This window comes from Streptomyces sp. AM8-1-1 (genome assembly GCF_032229325.1).
GTDB lineage: Bacteria > Actinomycetota > Actinomycetes > Streptomycetales > Streptomycetaceae > Streptomyces > Streptomyces achmelvichensis.
The window spans coordinates 6,310,026-6,330,482 of the sequence record NZ_CP135086.1; the positions used below are offsets into that span (position 1 = coordinate 6,310,026).

Annotated in this window: 16 protein-coding genes; 7 read left to right on the forward strand and 9 right to left on the reverse strand. The window is 70.9% G+C overall.

All coding sequences use genetic code 11. The features are described from left to right. The first annotated feature begins 502 nt into the window (after positions 1-502). Complete coding sequence (locus RPQ07_RS28090) at positions 503-1,141, forward strand: uridine kinase (protein ID WP_313946994.1); 639 nt, start codon at positions 503-505, stop codon at positions 1,139-1,141. Here the strand turns inward: RPQ07_RS28090 and RPQ07_RS28095 are convergent. From RPQ07_RS28095 to RPQ07_RS28115, 5 genes are all read right to left on the reverse strand, one after another. Further along, on the reverse strand, positions 1,114-2,067 hold the full coding sequence (locus RPQ07_RS28095; RefSeq protein WP_413777788.1) for a carbohydrate kinase family protein: 954 nt from the start codon (positions 2,065-2,067) through the stop codon (positions 1,114-1,116). The genes RPQ07_RS28090 and RPQ07_RS28095 overlap by 28 nt on opposite strands. Then, the gene (locus RPQ07_RS28100; protein WP_313946996.1) at positions 2,064-2,966 is read right to left on the reverse strand and encodes a pseudouridine-5'-phosphate glycosidase; all 903 of its coding nucleotides are present in this window, start codon (positions 2,964-2,966) and stop codon (positions 2,064-2,066) included. The genes RPQ07_RS28095 and RPQ07_RS28100 overlap by 4 nt, the downstream gene beginning before the upstream one ends. A 105-nt stretch (positions 2,967-3,071) precedes the next feature. Further along, positions 3,072-4,295 (reverse strand): MFS transporter, encoded by a 1,224-nt coding sequence (locus tag RPQ07_RS28105; RefSeq protein ID WP_313949055.1) that lies wholly within the window; start codon positions 4,293-4,295, stop codon positions 3,072-3,074. Positions 4,296-4,462: 167 nt separating this feature from the next. Beyond that, positions 4,463-4,993 carry a methylated-DNA--[protein]-cysteine S-methyltransferase gene (locus RPQ07_RS28110; RefSeq protein WP_313946997.1) on the reverse strand — a complete coding sequence of 177 codons (531 nt, stop codon included), beginning with the start codon at positions 4,991-4,993 and terminating at the stop codon, positions 4,463-4,465. A gap of 57 nt (positions 4,994-5,050) precedes the next feature. Next, positions 5,051-5,941, reverse strand: coding sequence for a glycerophosphodiester phosphodiesterase (locus RPQ07_RS28115; RefSeq protein ID WP_313946998.1), 891 nt, complete (start codon positions 5,939-5,941; stop codon positions 5,051-5,053). A 293-nt stretch (positions 5,942-6,234) separates the two neighbouring features. Here RPQ07_RS28115 and RPQ07_RS28120 point away from each other — a divergent pair, with 293 nt between their 5' ends. The 5 genes from RPQ07_RS28120 (at position 6,235) to RPQ07_RS28140 (ending at position 13,400) form a co-directional block, all read left to right on the forward strand. Continuing rightward, on the forward strand, positions 6,235-7,104 hold the full coding sequence (locus RPQ07_RS28120; protein ID WP_313946999.1) for an MHYT domain-containing protein: 870 nt from the start codon (positions 6,235-6,237) through the stop codon (positions 7,102-7,104). 121 nt (positions 7,105-7,225) lie between these two features. Further along, positions 7,226-9,346: an excinuclease ABC subunit UvrB gene (gene uvrB / locus RPQ07_RS28125; RefSeq protein ID WP_313947000.1), complete on the forward strand. Its 2,121-nt coding sequence runs from the start codon at positions 7,226-7,228 to the stop codon at positions 9,344-9,346. A gap of 191 nt (positions 9,347-9,537) precedes the next feature. Then, the gene (locus tag RPQ07_RS28130) at positions 9,538-10,116 is read left to right on the forward strand and encodes a TerD family protein (RefSeq protein WP_096629140.1); all 579 of its coding nucleotides are present in this window, start codon (positions 9,538-9,540) and stop codon (positions 10,114-10,116) included. 106 nt (positions 10,117-10,222) lie between these two features. Next, the gene (locus tag RPQ07_RS28135) at positions 10,223-12,178 is read left to right on the forward strand and encodes a TerD family protein (RefSeq protein ID WP_313947001.1); all 1,956 of its coding nucleotides are present in this window, start codon (positions 10,223-10,225) and stop codon (positions 12,176-12,178) included. A gap of 223 nt (positions 12,179-12,401) precedes the next feature. After that, positions 12,402-13,400, forward strand: a complete 999-nt coding sequence (locus RPQ07_RS28140; protein WP_313947002.1) for a TerC/Alx family metal homeostasis membrane protein — start codon at positions 12,402-12,404, stop codon at positions 13,398-13,400. 116 nt (positions 13,401-13,516) lie between these two features. On the opposite strand, the gene RPQ07_RS28145 is transcribed toward RPQ07_RS28140, so the two are convergent. From RPQ07_RS28145 to RPQ07_RS28155, 3 genes are all read right to left on the reverse strand, one after another. Further along, the gene (locus RPQ07_RS28145; protein WP_313947003.1) at positions 13,517-14,563 is read right to left on the reverse strand and encodes an LD-carboxypeptidase; all 1,047 of its coding nucleotides are present in this window, start codon (positions 14,561-14,563) and stop codon (positions 13,517-13,519) included. 239 nt (positions 14,564-14,802) lie between these two features. Further along, the gene (locus RPQ07_RS28150) at positions 14,803-15,459 is read right to left on the reverse strand and encodes an MBL fold metallo-hydrolase (protein ID WP_313947004.1); all 657 of its coding nucleotides are present in this window, start codon (positions 15,457-15,459) and stop codon (positions 14,803-14,805) included. 10 nt (positions 15,460-15,469) lie between these two features. Continuing rightward, complete coding sequence (locus RPQ07_RS28155) at positions 15,470-16,162, reverse strand: maleylpyruvate isomerase family mycothiol-dependent enzyme (RefSeq protein WP_313947005.1); 693 nt, start codon at positions 16,160-16,162, stop codon at positions 15,470-15,472. A 196-nt stretch (positions 16,163-16,358) separates the two neighbouring features. Between RPQ07_RS28155 and uvrA the strand changes: the two genes are divergently transcribed. After that, the gene (gene uvrA / locus RPQ07_RS28160; RefSeq protein ID WP_313947006.1) at positions 16,359-19,394 is read left to right on the forward strand and encodes an excinuclease ABC subunit UvrA; all 3,036 of its coding nucleotides are present in this window, start codon (positions 16,359-16,361) and stop codon (positions 19,392-19,394) included. Between the two features lie 138 nt (positions 19,395-19,532). On the opposite strand, the gene RPQ07_RS28165 is transcribed toward uvrA, so the two are convergent. Beyond that, a complete protein-coding gene (locus tag RPQ07_RS28165; protein ID WP_313947007.1) occupies positions 19,533-20,432 on the reverse strand; it encodes a carbohydrate kinase in 900 nt (299 codons plus the stop codon). Positions 20,433-20,457 lie beyond the last annotated feature (25 nt).

Here is a 20,457-nt window from a genome sequence, read left to right on the forward strand (position 1 = left end):
TGCGGGCGGGGTGCGCGAGGAGCGCAAGCTGAAGCTGAAGCTTGTCGTGAACGAGGCGGTTCCAGTGGAGGTTCGAATCCTCCCCGCGGCATGTCACGCGCCGCGGTAGCCCAAGCCTGGCAGAGGCAGCCGCCGTCAATCTCAGACTATTGCTCCAGATTCAGTATTCGCCGCCGATCGCCGGATCGACCGGGCCCGGGCCCAGTACGCCGAGATGCCGGTTCAAGTCCGGCCCGCACAGCTCGATGTGCGGTGGTCCAAAGGCAGGACGCGACGACATCATGACTGACCGGGGTCCTCAAGTGTGCCGGCGTGCCACATGGGCGGCATCACAGGGCTCGGGGGCCGGCTACGCCTCCGGGCCCGCTCCTTTTCGGCCCCACCCGCGTTCGTCGGGCACCGCCGCCGCACTCCCGTCGGACACCGATACCGGCCTCGGCCGGGCAGCACCACCACCCCCTCCTTCGGGCATCGCCACCGCGTCCGCCGCATCATGGGACCCGTGCGACTCGAAGCGATCACCTGGGAGCGGCTGACCGAGGCCGTGGCGGACACGGTCACGGCGGTCGAGGCCGAGGACGGCAGCCCGTGGCTGCGCGTCGCCGTGGACGGCGCCGGCGGGGCGCCCGGATGGGAGTTCGCCCGGCGCGTCGAGGAGGCGCTGCGGCTGCGCGGCCGGAGCGCTCTCGTCGTCGGGACCGAAGGCTTCCTGCGACCCGCGTCGCTGCGCCTGGAGTACGGGCGCGAGGACCCCGACTCGTACTACAGCGGCTGGTTCGACACGGGCGCCCTGTGGCGGGAGGTCTTCGGGCCGCTGGAGGCCGGGGGCAGCGGGCTCGTCCTGCCCGATCTGTGGGATCCGGCGACCGACCGGGCGACCCGCAGCCCGCGCGTCCGGCTCCCGCCCGGGGGAGTGCTGTTGCTGCACGGTCCCTTTCTGCTCGGCCATTGGTTCCCGTTCGACCTGACCGTCCACCTCCAGCTCTCGCCCGGTGCGCTGCGAAGGCGGACACCGGAGAGCGAACAGTGGACCCTGCCCGCGTTCCAGCGGTACGAGGACGAGGTGGGGCCCGCCGGGGCCGCCGATGTGCTGGTCCGTGTCGACGACCCGCGTCATCCCGCGTGGGGCGGGACGGGCTGAGCCGGCCGGCCGCCGATCAGCGTCACCGCCTCCGCGCCGGCCCGGCAGCCCTCTGCCGCCGCACTCGCAGGGTCCGCCCCGGCGAGCCGCGCCGCCAGGAACGCCCCCGTGAAGGCGTCGCCCGCGCCCGTCGAGTCGACCGCACTGGCCCGCGGCGCCGGAACGCGGGCCGTGATCTCACCGGACTCGGCCACCAGCGCGCCCCCGGCGCCCAGAGTGACGACGGTCAGCGGAACCCGGCGGCTGAGCCGTGCCGCCGCGTCCGCCGGATCGGTCAGACCCGTGAGGAGGCACGCCTCGTCCGCGTTGGGGACGAGGACGTCCACGTCGTCGAGTTCCGCCAGCACCTTCGGTGCGCCGGCACCACGGATGAAGCCCGCCGAGGCCGGGTCCAGGCCCACCGGGACGCCCCGGGCGCGCGCCGAGGCCATGGCGAGGCGCGCGAGCTCTCGGCTGGACTCGGCGAAGAGCAGATAGCCGGAGATGTGCAGATGCCCGACGCCGTCCAGCAGCGACGGCGACCAGTCGGCGGGTGAGATGCGCAGGACCGCGCCGCTGTCGGTGAGGAACGTGCGCTCCGCGCTGGCGTCGACCAGCGCGATGACCGTGGCGGTCGGCGCCCCGTCGTCGGGGACGAGCAGCGGGCGAACCCCGGCGGACCGCAGCCGCTCCTCGTGCCAGCCGGCCTCCGCGCGGCCGACCCGGCCGAGGAGACGTAGGTCGGCGCAGCCCCGGCGCGCTGCCCAGCAGGCCACGTTGGCACCCGCGCCGCCCGGCAGGATGAGGATCTCGGCCGCTGTGTCCGTGCCGTGGCTGAGCGGTGCCGCATGACGTGCGACGACGTCGGTGACGACGTCCCCGATGACGAGCAGCGCGCCCGCGGGCACGGCTCCCCCTTCGAACGGAGCGGGAAGCTCCGCCCTCACAGGGCCGCCGCGATCCGCGCGGCCAGCCGCACATTCCCGCGCACCGCCGCGATGTTGGCCTCCAGCGACGCGCCCTCCGTCCGCTGCATCAGGAACTCCAGCAGGAAGGGCGTCACCGCCTGACCCACGATGCCCCGCTCCGTGCACTCGTCCAGCGCCTCGCGGAGCACGCGGTCGTGCAGCGCCGGATCCAGCTGGTCCGACTCCGCTACCGGATTGGCGACGATCAGTGAGGACTCCGGCCCGCCGAGCGCTTCCCGGGCGCGGATCACCTCGGCGACCTCACCGGGGGAGTGGACCGTCCAGTCGACCGGCTCCCCGGAGGAGGTGAGATAGAAGCCGGGGAAACGATCCGTCCCGTAGCCGAGGATCCCGACGCCCAACGTCTCCAGCCGTTGCAGCGTCGCGGGAACGTCCAGCACCGACTTCACCCCCGCGCACACCACCGCGATCGGTGTCTGCGCCAGCACCCGAAGATCCGCGGACTCGTCCTGGGAGTGTGTCCACTCGCGGTGCACCCCGCCGAGCCCGCCCGTCGCGAAGACCCGGATACCGGCCCGCGAGGCGAGAAAGGCCGTCGCCGACACCGTCGTCGCCCCCGAGGCTCCCGAGGCCAGCGCCGGTGCGAGGTCCCGGTGCCCGAGCTTGCGTACGTCGTCGTCCCCGGCGACGCGGTCCAACTGCCGCTTGTCCAGGCCGATGTGGATCCGTCCGTCCAGGACGGCGATCGTGGCGGGGACGGCCCCCTCGGACCGTACGAGCCCTTCCAGCTCCTCGGCGACGGCCAGATTGCGCGGACGCGGCAGCCCGTGCGCGATGATCGTCGACTCCAGGGCCACGACGGGCCGGTGGGCGGCGAGTGCTTCCCGTACTTCCTCGGTCATCTCGGTGAGCTGCATGTCCCATCCCTGGCACAGCGGCGGGCCGCCCAAACCCCGGAGAACGCGTCCCGGACCTGGAGCCACTGACGGGACACCCGACCCGAAGTCCCGGGCCCGTGTACGTCAGCGGATCGACCTGCGGATCGTCAGGGCCGCCATCGGGAGCAGCAGACAGGCTCCGACCAGGTTCAGCCAGCCGTAGCCCGCCTGGGCGACGATCAGGCCCGCGGCCGCGCCGCCGAGCCCGGCGGTGGCGCTCATGGCCAGGTCGGAGAGGCCCTGGGCGGCGGCCCGGGCAGGCTGCGGCACCGAGTCGGTCAGCAGCGCCGAACCGGAGACCACGCCCGCCGACCAGCCGAGTCCCAGCAGGAAGAGCCCCACGGCGGTCTGGACGTGGCTCGCACCCGCCGTGCCGGCGAGCAGCGCGGCCACCGACAGCAGACCGACGGCGAGTCCGATCACCGCGAGCCGGCCGACCCGGTCCGCCAGCCAGCCCATCACCGGCGAGAACGCGTACATGCCCGCGATATGGCCGCTGATGACGAGCCCGATCAGTTCTATGCCGGCGCCGTGGTGGCTGAGAGCCACAGGTGTCATCGACATGATCGACACCATGGATGTGTGCGAGAGGGCGACGGTCACCAGCGCGAGCCGGGCCATGGGGGACTCGCGCACGGCCTGCACCCCGGCCCGCAGGGAGCGGCCCTCGGGGGACCGGTCGGCGGGCGACAGCGCACGGGCGGTCAGCAGCGGGTCGGGCCGCAGCAGCACCAGGACCATGACCGCCGCGATGAGGAACACTCCGGCGGCCCAGACGAACGGACCGGCTGTGGCCGGTATGCCGGCACCGGCGATGCTACGGCCCGCGGGCGCCGCGATGTTGGGGCCGAGGACCGCACCGATCGTGGTCGCCCACACCACGTTCGAGATGGCACGGCCACGCCGCTCGGGCACGGCCAGATCCGCGGCGGCGAACCTCGCCTGGAGATTGGCCGACGAGGAGGCGCCGAACGCGGCCATGCCCACCAGCAGCACCACGAAGTTGTCCATGACGGCGCCGAGCACGACGACGCCCGCACCGAGAGCGCCGATCAGATACGCGAGGACCAGCCCCGGCCGCCGTCCCCTGGCCGTCATCAGTGCGGCCAGCGGCACGGACATCAGCGCCGTCCCCGCGACGGTCGCGGTCGGCGCGAGGCCGGCCAGCGCCTCGGTGCCGCTCACCTGCTGCGCCAGCACGACGGCGAGCGCGATGCCGGTGGCGACTCCGAGCCCGCCGAGGATCTGACTGGCGACGAGCACGGCGGTGATGCGCCGCCGCACGGCCGCCAGTTCGGTCTCGGGCATCGGGGCGACGGCCGGAGCCTTGTCGAGCGAGGTCACGACGCGGGCGCCGTTCCACCGCCGGGACAGAGGGAGGGTGCGTCAGCGCGGAGAGTCACTGACGCAGTCTGGCAGCTCGCACGGCCGTGCGAAACCACGAGCCCCGGGGCGCACGGCCGGATCCGCCCGCCTCAGAACAGCGGCTCCGGCAGAACCCCCTCCAGGGCCAGCAGCTTCCGCTTCGTCTCCAGACCGCCTCCGAAGCCCCCCAGCTTGCCGTCGGTCTCCACCACGCGGTGGCAGGGCACCACCACCGGCAGCGGATTGGACCCCATGGCCGCCCCCACGGCCTGGGCGGCACCCGGCTGGCCCACCCGGGACGCCAGGTCGCCGTAGCCGACGACCGTGCCGAAGGGGACGCCGGCGGCGAGCTCGCGCAGCACCTCACGGTTGAAGCCGCCCGACAGCGACCAGTCGAGCGGCAGCGTGAACTCCCGCAGGCCGCCCGCGAAGTACTCCGTCAGCTGGCGCACCGGCTCCTTCAGCCTGCCGGTCGCGTCCTCGACCGGCTCGGCGCCCAGGCGCCCGGCCAGCTGCCCGAGCGCCCGGTCGCGTATGCCCGCGTCCGCGTGGAAGACGACGCTCACCAGGCCCTGCTCGGTCGCGGCGACCAGCAGGGGCCCGATGTCCGTGCTCACGACGGTCCACTCGAAGCTCTTCATGCGGACCACCGTACGACCGGGCACTGACAGTGCCCTCCGGCTGCGGCTCGGAGCGCCTCAGCCCACCGCGTCCGCCACCACGTCGGGCTTGTTGGTGATGATGCCGTCGACGCCGTACCCGGCGACCCGTTCGGCGTTCGCCGCGTCGTCCACGGTCCAGGTGTTCACCTGGAGCCGCTTGCCGTGCGCCCCCTTGAGCCGGTGGACCGCGGTCACGTAGTCGGCGGTGAGGGTGCTGTGCGTCGGGTTGATCTGGTCGGTGTACGCCGCGTAAGACGGCAGATCGGCCACCGCGGGCGTGCCCAGGAATCCGGTGGTGACGTCGGGGCGCTGACGGTGCACCTCCCGCACACTGGCCGCCCCGAAGCTCTGGATCACGAGGCGGCAGCGGACGTGCCCGCGGTCGAGCCAACCCTCCTGGCGCAGCACGCGCAGGGTGTCCTTCTCGATGCCGGGGTAGAGCTCGGGCTTCTTGATCTCGAGCAGCAGCTTCTGGCCGTTGTCCTCGACGCGGTTCAGGTACTGCTTCAGGGTCGGCACCCGGGCGCCCGACCACTTGGGGCCGAACCAGCTGCCCGCGTCCAGCGTCGCGATCTCGGCGGCCGTGAAGTCCTTGACCTTCCAGGGCGACCGTGCGGGGAACCGCTGCTCGACGTCCGTGGTGCGGGCCAGCGAGTCGTCGTGGACGACGACGAGTTCGCCGTCCTTGGTGCGCTGGACGTCGTTCTCGACCCAGGCGAAGCCCATGTCGGAGGCGAGGTCCACGGCCGCGAGGGTGTTCTCCGGGGCGTACGCGGAAGCACCCCGGTGGGCGAAGACGATCGGTTCGCCGTGCCGGCCCGCGGTCTCGGCGGGGCTCGGGCCGGCGGCGGCCGCCGGAGGGGACAGCAGGGCCGCTCCGACTCCCAGGACGGCGGCGGCAGTTGCGGCGACGGGACGTGCGTACACCTTGACTCCTCACGGTGTCGGTCACGGACGGGCCGAGAGTGACACCCGCCGGTCAACGCGGAACAGGCGAAGTATGGCCAGAACGTGAACGGATCCACCCAGAACACATCGCGTGTCCGCTCTCGTGTCGACAAATCTCCGCACACCTGTTTGCCAACCGTGGCCGGAGTCATACCCTCGGCCCCTGACCGGACGTTCCCTCAGGATCGTGGGGGATCCAGGATTGCGGGAATCGCAGAACCGCAGAACCGCAGAACCGCGGAATCGCGCCGGGAGCGAAGGGCGTCAGAGGTATGCAGGGAACAGTCGACGGCTTCAGCTACGGACTCGTCACGCCCGTGGCCGCGTTTGTGATGGCGTGGCTGGGCGGTGCCCTCGGGCTCCGCTGCACGGCACGGTCCGTCCGCAACAGGGGGTCGTTCAAGGCCGGCTGGCTGGCGCTCGGCGCGACCGCGATCGGCTCCGGCATCTGGAGCATGCACTTCATCGCGATGCTGGGCTTCAGCGTGGACGAGGCGCCGATCGCCTACGACCGGCCGGTCGTCTTCGCCGGGCTCGGCGTTGCCGTCCTCATGACCGGCATCGGGATCTTCCTCGTCGGCTACCGCGGGGCCACGCCGATGGCCCTGGTCACCGGCGGCACGATCACCGGCCTCGGCATCGCCTCCATGCACTACCTCGGCATGGCGGGGATGCGGCTCCAGGGGGCTCTGGCGTACGACACCGTGACCGTCGCCGCGTCCGTGGTGATCGCCGTCGCCGCGGCCACGATCGCCCTGTGGGCGGCGGTCTCCGTCCACGGCCTCCTGGCCGGCCTCGGCGCCGGCCTGGTCATGGGCGTGGCCGTGAGCGGCATGCACTACACCGGCATGGCGGCCGTCAGCGTCCATCTGCACGGAGTCGCGGGCGCCGCGGGCACGGGCGACGACCCCGCCGCACTGCTCCTCCCCATGCTGATCGGCCCCGTGATCTTCCTCGTGCTGGCGGGGGTGGTGGTGATGTTCGACCCGCTCCTGATGCTGGGAGAGCCGGACCGGCGGGCGCCCGGGAGCATGGATCTGCGCCCCGGGGTGCCGGCCCAGCGCACGGGGAGCCCGTCCGGGTACCGGGCGCCCGGCTGGGCGGTCGAGAGGGGCGAGCGGCACCGGTCCGACAGCTGGTGACCACGGCGGCCGCCCGGCGGGGGCGATTCCCGGGGGCGCAGGCCCGATCCGGCCCGATCCGGCCTGATCCACAGGACGGACCCGAGCCCGGTTGTCAGTGGGGGGTCGTACCGTTGGATCCATGCGGCCCGTTTCCAAGATCGAACGTACGGTGGCGCCCTTCGAGGTCGTCAGTCCCTTCCAGCCCAGTGGCGACCAGCCCGCGGCCATCGCCGACCTGGAGCGCCGTATCCGCGCGGGTGAGGACGATGTCGTGCTGCTCGGCGCGACCGGCACCGGCAAGTCGGCGACGACCGCCTGGATGATCGAGAAGCTCCAGCGCCCCACCCTGGTGATGGCGCCGAACAAGACGCTGGCCGCCCAGCTGGCGAACGAGTTCCGCGAGCTCCTGCCGAACAACGCCGTCGAGTACTTCGTCTCGTACTACGACTACTACCAGCCCGAGGCCTACGTCCCGCAGTCGGACACCTACATCGAGAAGGACTCCTCGATCAACGAAGAGGTCGAGCGGCTGCGCCACTCCGCGACCAATTCGCTGCTCACCCGGCGTGACGTGATCGTCGTCGCCTCCGTCTCGTGCATCTACGGCCTCGGCACCCCGCAGGAATACGTCGACCGCATGGTGCAGCTCAAGGTCGGCGAGGAGATCGACCGCGACCAGCTGCTGCGCCGTTTCGTCGACATCCAGTACACGCGCAACGACGCGGCGTTCCAGCGCGGCACCTTCCGGGTCCGCGGCGACACCATCGAGATCTTCCCGGTCTACGAGGAGCTCGCGGTCCGCATCGAGATGTTCGGCGACGAGATCGAGGCGCTCTCCACCCTCCACCCGCTCACCGGCGAGATCATCAGCGAGGACCAGTCGCTCTACGTGTTCCCGGCGACCCACTACGTCGCGGGCCCCGAGCGCATGGAGAAGGCGGTCAACGGCATCGAGGCGGAGCTGGAGCAGCGGCTGGCCGAGCTGGACAAGCAGGGCAAGCTCCTGGAGTCGCAGCGGCTGCGGATGCGCACCACCTACGACCTCGAGATGATGCGCCAGATCGGCTCCTGCTCGGGCATCGAGAACTACTCGATGCACTTCGACGACCGCGGACCCGGCTCGCCGCCCAACACCCTTCTCGACTACTTCCCCGAGGACTTCCTCCTCGTGATCGACGAGTCGCACGTCACCGTTCCGCAGATCGGCGCGATGTACGAGGGCGACGCGTCCCGTAAGCGGACCCTGGTCGACCACGGCTTCCGGCTGCCCTCCGCGCTCGACAACCGCCCGCTGAAGTGGGAGGAGTTCAAGGAGCGGACCGGCCAGACCGTGTATCTGTCGGCCACCCCCGGTGCGTACGAACTCTCCCGCGGCGACGGATTCGTGGAGCAGATCATCCGCCCCACCGGACTCGTCGACCCGGAGGTCGTCGTCAAGCCGACCGAGGGCCAGATCGACGACCTGGTGCACGAGATCCGGCTGCGCACCGAGAAGAACGAACGGGTCCTCGTCACCACCCTCACCAAGAAGATGGCCGAGGACCTCACCGACTACTTCCTCGAACTGGGCATCCAGGTCCGCTATCTGCACAGCGACGTCGACACCCTGCGCCGCGTCGAGCTGCTGCGCGAGCTGCGCGCCGGCGAGTACGACGTGCTGGTCGGCATCAACCTCCTGCGGGAGGGCCTCGACCTCCCCGAGGTGTCCCTGGTGGCGATCCTCGACGCCGACAAGGAGGGCTTCCTGCGCTCCGGCACCTCGCTGATCCAGACCATCGGCCGCGCGGCGCGCAACGTCTCCGGCCAGGTCCATATGTACGCGGACAAGGTCACCCCGGCGATGGAGAAGGCCATCGAGGAGACCAACCGCCGCCGGGAGAAGCAGATCGCCTACAACACCGAGCGGGGCATCGACCCCCAGCCGCTGCGCAAGAAGATCAACGACATCGTCGCCACCATCGCGCGCGAGGAGGTCGACACCGAGCAGCTGCTCGGCACCGGCTACCGGCAGGCGAAGGCGGAGAAGCCGGGCAAGGGCGCCAAGGCCCCCGTCCCCGCGCTCGGCGGCAAGGCGGGCAGGAAGGGCGAGGTGCTGAGCGACCGGCCCGCCGCCGAACTGGCCGGAATCATCGAGGAGATGACCGACCGGATGCGAGCGGCCGCCGCGGATCTGCAGTTCGAGGTGGCGGCCCGGCTGCGCGACGAGGTCGGCGAGTTGAAGAAGGAGCTCCGTCAGATGAAGGAGGCGGGTGTGGCCTGAGCCCGTCCCACGGGCGGGCCACCACCCCGCTCACCAGGTGTGCGGCAGCCCTCGCACACCTGGTGATTCGTCTGGTGTGTTGCAAGACCGACACAAAATCGAGCCATTTGTGCTGCACCGTTGACGCAACTGCGTAGGGTGCTGGGAAGCCGCGCGTTGGGCGGCGGAATTCAGGGAGAAGGGGACAGCGCGTGACGGTCAACATGACCAAGGGTCAGGCCATCAGCCTGCAGAAGAGCGACGGGGGCACCCTCACGGCTGTACGGATGGGGCTCGGCTGGCAGGCGGCGCCCCGGCGCGGTCTGTTCGGCTCGCGCACCAGGGAGATCGATCTGGATGCCTCGGCGGTGCTGTTCGCCGACAAGCAGCCGGTGGACGTGGTCTTCTTCCGTCACCTGGTCAGCGACGACGGTTCGGTGAAGCACACCGGTGACAACCTGGTCGGCGGGGCGGGTTCGGGCGGCGACGACGAGGCGATCCTCGTCGATCTTCAGCGAGTGCCCGTGCACATCGACCAGATCGTCTTCACGGTGAACTCCTTCACCGGCCAGACGTTCCAGGAAGTGCAGAACGCCTTCTGCCGCATCGTCGACGAGACGAACGGCCAGGAGCTCGCCCGCTACACGCTCGACGGCGGTGGCCAGTACACCGCCCAGATCATGGCGAAGGTGCACCGCGCGGGCTCGGGCTGGCAGATGACGGCCCTCGGCAACCCCGCCAATGGCCGCACCTTCCAGGACCTGATGCCGTCGATCCTGCCGCACCTGTAAGCACGGCTCGCACGGACGACGCAGCTCCCGGAGGCATGAGGCCGCCGGGAGCTGCACCGATTGGCACCACCGCGCAGCACCGACCACAGCACGAGGGGACAAGGCGATGACGGCCGAGCTGGTCCGGGGGCAGAACCATCCACTGCCCGACGCCCGCCTGGAGATACGGGTGTCGGCCGGACACCCGGTCGTGGCCTGCGCGACCTGCGCCGACGAGCGGGGCGCCGTCCGGGACGACTGGATCGCCCACCCCGGATCGCCCACCGTCCACGGCGTCGAGGTACCCCGCCAGGCCACCGAGGCGCCCCGCTTCGCCGTCGACCTGCCGGCGGTACCCGCGGCCGTCCACCGGCTCAACATCCTGCTCGCGCTCCCCGAAGGCACCGGCGGCCCGTCCCAGTTCGGCGCCACGGCCGCCCCGTTCCTCGCCGTCGTCGCCGAGGACGGCAGCGAGGTGGCCAGCTTCACCATCACCGGTCTGGACACCGAGACGGCGCTCGTCGCCGTCGAGGTCTACCGCCGCCAGGGCGCCTGGAAGGTGCGCGCCATGGGCCAGGGGTACGCGGGCGGGCTCGCCCAGCTCCTCGGCGACCAGGGACTGGCCACGGCCCGTGAGAAGGCCGCCGAGATCCAGGCCGTCGCCGCCCCGCGCAGTCCGCGGACCGCGCCCGCGCCGCTGAACACCCGCGGCGCCGACGGCGCCTACACCCGCCCGGCCTCCGGCCAGACCACCGCGGTGGACCCGACGGTCGCGGACGGCCTCGGGGCCGGCGGCGGTCAGGCCCCGGCACCTGCCGAACCCCAGCAGGCCACCACACCCGACGCCCCGCCGGGATCCGGCGGCCCCATCGACTACGCGCACCCGCGCCGCCGCTCGGCCCCGCCCCCGCCGCCTCCTCCCGCGCCGGCCGCCGAGCCCGGACAGCCCGCCCGGCCCGTCGCGGGCGACGCCACCGGCTGGTCCATGGAGGAGCGGCTCTACAACCAGATCTGGGGGATGTTCGAGGACCTGGCCCGTGCGGTAGCCGCCTACCGCAGCGCGGTCGAGTTCGCCGAGAACCGCCTCGACCAGGAACTGGACCGGGCCCTGTCCGACCCGCGCAGCCGTATCGGCGGCGCCGGGGACACCGCCCGTGCGGCGGCCCGCGCCAAGTGCGAGGAGCTGACGACCCAGGCGCGCCAGGCGCTCGACCGGGACCTGGCCCAGCTGTCGGCCGAGTCCGACGTCGTCGAGCCGGCCCTGCCGCCGGCCTTCGCGCGCTGGGACAACCCGGTCTGGCACGCCTACCGCGTGCCCATGGAGATCCCGATGGCCCTGCGCCTCGGTGATCTCCAGCTGCCCGAGACGCCGGAGCTGCGCATCCCGTTCCTGATCAGGCTGCCGTTGGAGCGCGGTCTGTGGGTGGACAGCGGACGCACCGGCTCCGAGGCCGCGATGATGCTGGACGAGGGCCAGTTGCGAAAGCTCGCCGTGGACTGCGCGGTCTCGCACGCGGCCCGGCTGCTCGGTGTCTACCCGCCCGGCGAGTTCACCGTCCATGTCATCGACCCCGCCCGTACCGCAGCGGCATCGCTCGCCCCGCTGGTCGAGTCGGGCGCTCTCGCGGGCCCGCCCGCGACCGGCGCGCAGGGTGTGAGCGACACGCTCGCCAAGCTCACCCAGCGGGTGGACCTGGTGACGATGGCGGTGCGCGGAGGCGCGGCCGACGCCCTTCCGCCCGACCTGGACACCGGCGAGCAGCTGCTGATCGTCAACGACTTCCCGCACGGCTTCGACGACCGGGCCGTCACCCAGTTGCGCTACCTCGCCGACGAGGGTCCGGCGGTCGGTGTGCACCTGATGATGGTCGCGGATCGCGAGGACGCGAGCGCCTACGGACCGGTGCTGGACCCGCTGTGGCGGTCCCTCCTGCGGATCACGCCCGTGCCGGACGACCATCTCGCCGATCCCTGGGTCCGGCACGCCTGGACGTACCAGCCTCTGACGGTCCCGCCGGGTAGCGCGGTGCTGCGGCAGGTGCTGGACGCGGTGACCGCCGCCCGCCGTAACTGGGGCCGCTGACCTGCGGATTTGAACCGTCCTTTACCCCGCGCTTTACCTTTCCTTGGGGATACCTGTACTCTCCTTTTGAACGGAGGGGAGTACTCCCGACTGCGGCGTGCCCGTCAATACGGACCGATTCACAGGTCCCGGGGCGCCGGCCGGAGCGGCAAGGACCGCTCGGGTGGAGGAGACCTCCGGCAGCGACGACGCTGATCAGTAGCCGTACGAAGCCGGAGGCGCAGTGGACGTTTCATTGAACATCTGGTTGCTGACCATTCTTGGTCTGTCAGCCCTCATCGCCGTGGACTTCTTCATCGGGCGCAAGCCCCATGACGTGTCCATCAAGGAAGCCGGAATCTGGACGATCGTCTGGATCGTCCTCGCCGCGCTGTTCGGCCTCGGCCTGCTGATGGCGGGCGAGAGCCAGGCGTCCGGCGAGTTCTTCGCGGGCTTCATCACCGAGAAATCGCTCAGCGTCGACAACCTCTTCGTCTTCGTCCTGATCATGGCGAAGTTCTCGGTGCCCTCACACCTCCAGCAGCGGGTGCTGCTCATCGGTGTGCTGATCGCCCTGGTGCTGCGAGCGATCTTCATCGCCGCCGGTGCCGCGATCATCGCCAGCTTCTCCTGGGTCTTCTACATCTTCGGTGCGTTCCTGATCTACACCGCCTGGAAGCTCATCCAGGAGGCGCGGGCCGACGACGAGGACGAGGAGTTCGAGGAGAACCGTCTCCTGAAGTCCATCGAGAAGAAGTTCGGCGTCGCCGACAAGTACCACGGCACGAAGCTCTTCATCCGCAACAACGGCAAGCGCGTCCTGACCCCGCTGATGGTGGTCATGCTGGCCATCGGCACCACGGATGTGCTGTTCGCGCTGGACTCGATCCCGGCGATCTTCGGCCTCACCCAGGACCCGTACATCGTCTTCGCCGCCAACGCCTTCGCCCTGATGGGTCTGCGGCAGCTGTACTTCCTGATCGGCGGACTGCTGAGGAAGCTGGTCCACCTCAGCTACGGCCTGTCGGTGATCCTCGGCTTCATCGGCGTGAAACTGGTGTTGCACGCACTGCACGAGAGCGGGGTGCATGTCCCCGAGATCTCGATCCCGGTCTCGCTGGCGGTCATCTGCGGCGTGCTGATCATCACCACGATCACCAGCCTGATCGCCTCCAAGAGGCAGTCCGAGCGCGAGGCGGCCCAGACGCCGGAGTCGCCGGAGAAGGACAGCATCGAGGCCTGACGGACCTCATGAGCGGTGGGCGGGGACAGCGGCTGCTGTCCCCGCCCACCGGCGTTCCCGCGTCCACCGCGTTTCCCACGTCCACCGGCGTTCCCGCGCCCCCGGCCTTCGGCCAGTCAATACGTCACCGTGATGCGCCGGGCCGGCCCGTCCACCCGCACAAGCCCGCCGTAGGGAACGATCAACTGCGGATCGGTGTGCCCGAGGTCGACGTCGAAGACGGCCATCAGGTCCGGCGCGTACGCCGCCAGGGCTCGCAGCACCGCCTCGCGCTGGTCGCGCGCGTACCGTGCCCGTTCCGCGTGGTCGCCGGGCCGCTCGAAGGACCAGGTCTTGGCCCGGCCCATCAGCAGCGCGTCGAACCGCTCCAGGAGCCCCCGCTCGCCCATGGCGCGCAGGATGCGGAACACCTCCTCGGCCGACGGCAGTTCCTCTGAGGTCTCCAAGAGCAGCACTCCGCCGTCGTACGCCGAGAGGTCGGAGCTGATCTCGCGGTCCGCCATCAGCAGCCCGGCCAGCACTTCGAGATTTCCGCCCCACGAACGCCCCTCGACGACGCGCTCGGGCCCGTGCCACAGCCAGCCGCCGCCCGGATCCGTCTCCGGCTCGGCCTCGAACGTCGCCGGGTCCGCCCAGTCTCGGTCGACGACCCGGAACCGGTCGGCTGCGCGCAGTTCGTACGGACCCGAGGTGAACAGGGCGGCCCGCATCGAGTCGGCGGTCAGCGGGGCCATGGCCCCCGGGCGGCCGAGCTCGACCATCACGCTGCCGCCGTGGTAGCTGACGATGCCGGTGTTCCAGAGGTAGCAGTGCAGGGCCGTGTTGTCGCTGTATCCGAAGAAGGGCTTCGGGTTGGCCCGGATCAACTCCCGGTCCAGATAAGGCAGCACGGTGATCTGGTCGTCCCCGCCGATGCTCGCGACGACGGCCGTGATACCGGGATCCGCGAAGGCCGCGTGGATGTCGCGGGCCCGCTCCCGTGGCGACGAGCCCATCCGGCGGGTCGTCGGGTACTCGACCGGGACGAGCCCGAAGTCGTCACGGAGCCGGGCGAGACCGAGCTCGAACGGCAGCGGCAGCAGTCCCGGAAGTGCGCTGGAGGGCGAGAGGACCGCGATCCGGTCGCCGGGACGGGGCTTGGGAGGGTGGACGGGCTGCGTCATGCCCGGAGGCTAACCGTGCGCAGGCGCCGGACGACAACGGTTTCTCTCCGGCCGCGGACCCACAGACCGGACGCGGGCCCACGCGGACAGTCGCCCGGAACGCGGACCCACGAGCACAGCCGCCCGGACGCGGACCGACCGGCACAGCCGTCAGGACGCGCACCCACGCGCACAGCCGCTCGGACGCGGACCCGTCTCCCACGCCGCCCGGGTGCCGGAACCCCCGTACGGCCGCGCGGTCACCAGCCGCGCCGGCGCCACTCCGCCAGGTGCGGCCGCTCGTCGCCGAGCGTCGTGTCCTTGCCGTGGCCCGGGTACACCCACGTCTCGTCCGGCAACGGCCCGAAGAGCTTCTCCTCGACACCGTCGATCAGGCTCCGGAACGCCACCGGGTCCTTGCGGGTGTTGCCCACCCCGCCGGGGAAGAGGCAGTCTCCGGTGAAGATGTGCGGGTGGCCGTGCGGGTCGTCGTAGACCAGGACGATCGACCCCGGGGTGTGGCCCACCAGATGCCGGGCGGTCAGCTCGACCCGGCCGACGCGGATGACGTCGCCGTCCTCGACCTGCACGTCCGTGGCGACGGGAATGCCCTCGGCGTCGAAGCGCCCCGCGTACGTGCGCGCACCCGTCGCCCCGACCACATCGGCGAGTGCCTGCCAGTGGTCGCCGTGGCGGTGTGTGGTGACCACCGAGGCGATGGAGTCGTCGCCGATCAGCCGGAGCAGCGTCTCCGGCTCGTTCGCCGCGTCGATCAGCAACTGCTCGTCCGTGGCGCGGCAGCGCAGCAGAAAGGCGTTGTTGTCCATCGGACCGACGGCGACCTTGGAGATCATCAGGTCCGTCAGTTCGTGAACGTCCGCAGCGCCGCCGACCTTCACCACTCCGCTGTACGTCATGGAGATCAGCCTATAGCGGGGGCAGCGCGGGCAGCAGGGCTCCCGCGGTGTCCAGGGAGGCCCCGTCCCGGCGGCCGGCGAGCCAGCCCACGAGCGCGGCCGAAGGGCCGGAGACGGTGACAGGGGCGCCGTCGGTACCGCCGGTGTGCCACTCGCCGCCGGAGCCGTCCGTCGCGGCGATCCGGGTCGGGGGCACGTCCGGCCGGCCGGAGAAGCGCTGCGCGAGGAAGTCGATCTCCCGGGCGGTGAACTCCTGCGGCAGATCCTCCAGCTCGTAGCCCACGTCGAGATCCACATGATGCAGCTCGACCTCGACGAGCCGGCGGAAGGGGACCCGGGCGGCGGCATCGGTGACGCCGTTGCGGAGCTGGACCGTGCGCCGCCAGTCGGCGGGGAGCGCGCCCACGGCCTCCAGGCGGGCCGCGCTGTCGCGCAGGTCGGCGAGCTGTACGTCCAGCGGACGCGGCGCGTCACGCTCGATGTCGGCCTCGCGCGCCTCGGCGCTCGCGTACATCGGCCGGCCCTCGAGAATATTTACGATCGCGTCGGCGTTACGGGATACATGAGCAAGGACATGTCCGCGGCTCCAGCCCGGTAGCCGTGACGGACCGGCGAGGACGGCGTTGTCCATGGAGTCGACTGCGCTGAGCAGCCGCTCCGTCGCTTCACGTACAGATGCCAGGTCGCGCAGGGGATCGATCATGAGGCCGACGATAGCCGCGCCACACGTTCGGGTGAAGGTGGCAGAGCGCGGTCTGTAATCGAATGCACGTGCTATAGCCTGGTCCGAGGCATCCTTGCTTGTCTGGCATTCATCGATCTGGCGCCCTCCGTAGGCTGGAACAGTCTGGGACGGGGGCCGGTGCCCCCGCTTCTCTGAAGAAAGGTGCGGACCCGGCGTGGCCGACCGTCTCATCGTTCGTGGCGCTCGCGAGCACAATCTCAAGAACGTTTCGCTCGACCTCCCCCGTGACTCCCTCATCGTCTTCACGGGGCTCTCCGGGTCGGGCAAGTCCTCGCTCGCCTTCGACACGATCTTCGCCGAGGGCCAGCGCCGGTACGTGGAATCCCTGTCGTCGTACGCCCGCCAGTTCCTCGGGCAGATGGACAAGCCGGACGTCGACTTCATCGAGGGTCTCTCCCCGGCCGTCTCCATCGACCAGAAGTCGACCTCGCGCAACCCGCGCTCGACGGTCGGCACCATCACCGAGGTCTACGACTACCTCCGTCTGCTGTTCGCGCGGATCGGCAAGCCGCACTGTCCCGAGTGCGGCCGGCCCATCACGCGCCAGTCGCCGCAGGCCATCGTCGACAGGGTGCTCGAGCTTCCCGAGGGCAGCCGCTTCCAGGTGCTCTCGCCGCTGGTGCGCGAGCGCAAGGGCGAGTTCGTCGACCTCTTCTCCGATCTCCAGACCAAGGGATACAGCCGGGCCCGGGTCGACGGCCAGACGATCCAGCTTGCCGAGCCGCCGACGCTGAAGAAGCAGGAGAAGCACACCATCGAGGTGGTCATCGACCGCCTCACGGTCAAGGACAGCGCCAAGCGCCGGCTGACCGACTCCGTGGAGACCGCGCTCGGCCTCTCCGGCGGCATGGTCGTGCTCGACTTCGTCGACCTCCCGGAGGACGACCCCGAGCGCGAGCGGATGTACTCGGAGCATCTGTACTGCCCGTACGACGACCTGTCCTTCGAGGAGCTCGAGCCCCGCTCGTTCTCCTTCAACTCCCCCTTCGGCGCCTGCCCCGACTGCACCGGCATCGGCACGCGCATGGAGGTCGACCCCGAGCTGATCGTCCCGGACGAGGAGAAGTCCCTCGACGAGGGTGCGATCCACCCCTGGTCGCACGGCCACACCAAGGAGTACTTCGGCCGGCTGATCGGCGGGCTCGCCCAGGCGCTCGGGTTCACCACCGACATGCCCTGGGGCGGACTGCCGCAGCGGGCCAAGAAGGCCCTGCTGTACGGCCACAAGACCCAGGTCGAGGTCCGCTACCGCAACAGGTACGGCAGGGAGCGCGCGTACACCACGCCCGCCTTCGAAGGCGCGGTGCAGTTCGTCAAGCGGCGGCACCAGGAGGCCGAGAGCGACTCCAGCAGGGAGCGCTTCGAGGGCTACATGCGCGAAGTCCCCTGTCCCACCTGCCAGGGCACCCGGCTGAAGCCGATCGTCCTCGCGGTGACGGTGATGGAGAAGTCCATCGCCGATGTCTCCGCGATGTCGATCAGCGAGTGCGCCGAGTTCCTCGGCCGTCTGACGCTGAACGCCCGGGACAAGAAGATCGCCGAGCGGGTGCTCAAGGAGGTCAACGAGCGGCTGCGGTTCCTGGTCGACGTCGGCCTGGACTACCTCTCGCTGAACCGCGCGGCCGGCACCCTCTCCGGCGGCGAGGCCCAGCGCATCCGGCTCGCCACCCAGATCGGCTCCGGACTCGTCGGCGTGCTGTACGTCCTGGACGAGCCGTCCATCGGTCTGCACCAGCGCGACAACCACCGGCTCATCGAGACCCTCGTCCGGCTCCGTGACATGGGCAACACCCTCATCGTCGTCGAGCACGACGAGGACACCATCAAGGTGGCCGACTGGGTCGTCGACATCGGTCCGGGCGCCGGCGAGCACGGCGGCAAGGTCGTGCACTCGGGCTCGCTCAAGGATCTGCTCGCCAACAAGGCGTCGATCACCGGTCAGTACCTCGCCGGGAAGCGGTCCATCCCGACCCCCGACATCCGCCGGCCCATGGACCCGGGACGGCAGCTCACCGTCCACGGCGCCCGTGAGAACAACCTGCGGGACATCGACGTCTCCTTCCCGCTCGGTGTCCTCACCGCCGTCACCGGTGTCTCCGGCTCCGGCAAGTCGACCCTGGTCAACGACATCCTCTACACGCACCTGGCGCGTGAGCTGAACGGCGCCAAGTCGGTGCCCGGACGGCACACCCGCGTCGACGGTGACGACCTCGTCGACAAGGTCGTGCATGTCGACCAGTCGCCGATCGGCCGCACCCCGCGGTCCAACCCGGCGACGTACACCGGTGTCTTCGACCATGTCCGCAGGCTCTTCGCCGAGACGATGGAGGCCAAGGTCCGGGGCTATCTCCCCGGCCGGTTCTCCTTCAACGTCAAGGGCGGCCGCTGCGAGAACTGCTCGGGCGACGGCACCATCAAGATCGAGATGAACTTCCTTCCGGACGTGTACGTCCCGTGCGAGGTCTGCCACGGTGCGCGCTACAACCGGGAGACCCTGGAGGTCCACTACAAGGGCAAGTCCATCGCCGAGGTGCTGGACATGCCGATCGAGGAGGCCCTGGACTTCTTCGAGGCCGTCCCGACGATCTCCCGTCATCTGCGCACGCTCAACGAGGTCGGTCTCGGTTACGTCCGCCTCGGCCAGTCCGCGCCGACGCTCTCCGGAGGTGAGGCCCAGCGGGTGAAGCTGGCGTCCGAGCTCCAGAAGCGCTCGACCGGCAGCACGGTGTACGTGCTCGACGAGCCGACGACCGGTCTGCATTTCGAGGACATCAGCAAGCTGATCAACGTGCTGTCCGGGCTGGTCGACAAGGGGAACACGGTCATCGTCATCGAGCACAACCTCGATGTGATCAAGACCGCGGACTGGGTCGTCGACATGGGACCGGAGGGCGGCAGCGGCGGCGGACTCGTCATCGCGGAAGGCACTCCGGAGCAGATCGCCGGAGTCCCGACCAGCCACACCGGCAAGTTCCTGCGGGACATCCTGGACACGGAGCGGATCAGCGACGCGGTGGTGCCGCAGGCGCGCTCGGGCACCAGGAAGGCCGCGGCTAAGAAGCCCGCGACCACGGCCGCCGCGAACTCGGTCCCCACCGTGAAGGCACCCGTCACCAAGAACACCGCGAAGAAGGCGGTGGCCAAGAAGACGGCGGCGAAGAAGACGGCGGCTCGCGCCCGCAAGGCATGAGCACCGTAGCCCGCAAGGCCTGATCACCGTAGTCGGCAGCGTCATCGGTCTCTCCCCGAGCTCATCGGGGGGAGACCGATGTCGTTCGGCCGGTTTTCGAACCCGGACGGCTCGGCCGACAGCCCGCCGGACGGCTCGTCAGTCCTGGCGCAGTTCCCAGGCGTAGGGCGGTTCCGCCCCGGTACGGGAGCAGGTCACCGCCGCCGCTCGTGCCGCGAAGTCCAGCACCGCACGCCAGCCCTCCGCACCCAGCCGGGCCATGCCGTCCGCCGACAGGGCGTCCCGGGCCGCGAGGCCGTGCAACAGGGCCGCGTTCACCGTGTCGCCCGCGCCGATGGTGTCGGCGACGCGCACCTGTGTCGCGGGCACGGAGACCTCCGTCCCGGTCCGCGTCCGCACGCGCATGCCCTCGTCGCCCCGCGTCAGGACCACCGCCGCCGGGCCCTCGGGCACACCGCCCAGCCAGCGGGCGTCGTCCTCCGAGAGCTTCAGCAGGGACACCGACGGCAGCCAGCCCGCGAACCGTGCTCGGTAGGCGTCCGCGTCCGGGATCAGCCCCGGTCTGATGTTCGGGTCGAGCAGCGTGAACAGCCCGCGCTCCGCCTCCCGCCGCAACAGCGCCTCGTACGCGCTCGCGCCCGGCTCCAGCACCAGCGAGCACGTGCCGAAGGCCACCGCCCGTGCCGCGTCCGGCAGTCGGGGCGGCAGCTCGAACAGCCGGTCTGCGCTGCCCTCGGCGTAGAAGCCGTAGCCGGCGGAGCCGTCCGCGCCGAGGGACGCGACCGCCAGCGTTGTCGGCTCCGGGCCGCGCGCCACCAGCCCGGTGTCGACGCCCGCGTCCCGCAGGCCGGCCAGCAGCGCCTCCCCGAAGCCGTCCGTGGACATCCGGGAGCAGAAGGCGGCGCGCGCGCCGAGCCGCCCCAGCGCCACGGCGGTGTTGTACGGTCCGCCGCCGAGGCGCGGCAGCAGCGTCGGCAGGGGCTCGCCGTCCCCGTGCGGGACCAGGTCGATCAGGGATTCACCGGCGACGACGATCACGGGCCAGAACGTAACTCATTACCGC

Bases quoted from the DNA above. Each gene is read 5' to 3' on its own strand.
- RPQ07_RS28100 (WP_313946996.1), bottom strand. From the start codon at position 2,966: ATGCAGCTCACCGAGATGACCGAGGAAGTACGGGAAGCACTCGCCGCC.
- RPQ07_RS28105 (WP_313949055.1), bottom strand. From the start codon at position 4,295: ATGCCCGAGACCGAACTGGCGGCCGTGCGGCGGCGCATCACCGCCGTG.
- RPQ07_RS28110 (WP_313946997.1), bottom strand. From the start codon at position 4,993: ATGAAGAGCTTCGAGTGGACCGTCGTGAGCACGGACATCGGGCCCCTG.
- RPQ07_RS28120 (WP_313946999.1), top strand. From the start codon at position 6,235: ATGCAGGGAACAGTCGACGGCTTCAGCTACGGACTCGTCACGCCCGTG.
- uvrB (WP_313947000.1), top strand. From the start codon at position 7,226: ATGCGGCCCGTTTCCAAGATCGAACGTACGGTGGCGCCCTTCGAGGTC.
- RPQ07_RS28135 (WP_313947001.1), top strand. From the start codon at position 10,223: ATGACGGCCGAGCTGGTCCGGGGGCAGAACCATCCACTGCCCGACGCC.
- RPQ07_RS28145 (WP_313947003.1), bottom strand. From the start codon at position 14,563: ATGACGCAGCCCGTCCACCCTCCCAAGCCCCGTCCCGGCGACCGGATC.
- RPQ07_RS28150 (WP_313947004.1), bottom strand. From the start codon at position 15,459: ATGACGTACAGCGGAGTGGTGAAGGTCGGCGGCGCTGCGGACGTTCAC.
- RPQ07_RS28155 (WP_313947005.1), bottom strand. From the start codon at position 16,162: ATGATCGATCCCCTGCGCGACCTGGCATCTGTACGTGAAGCGACGGAG.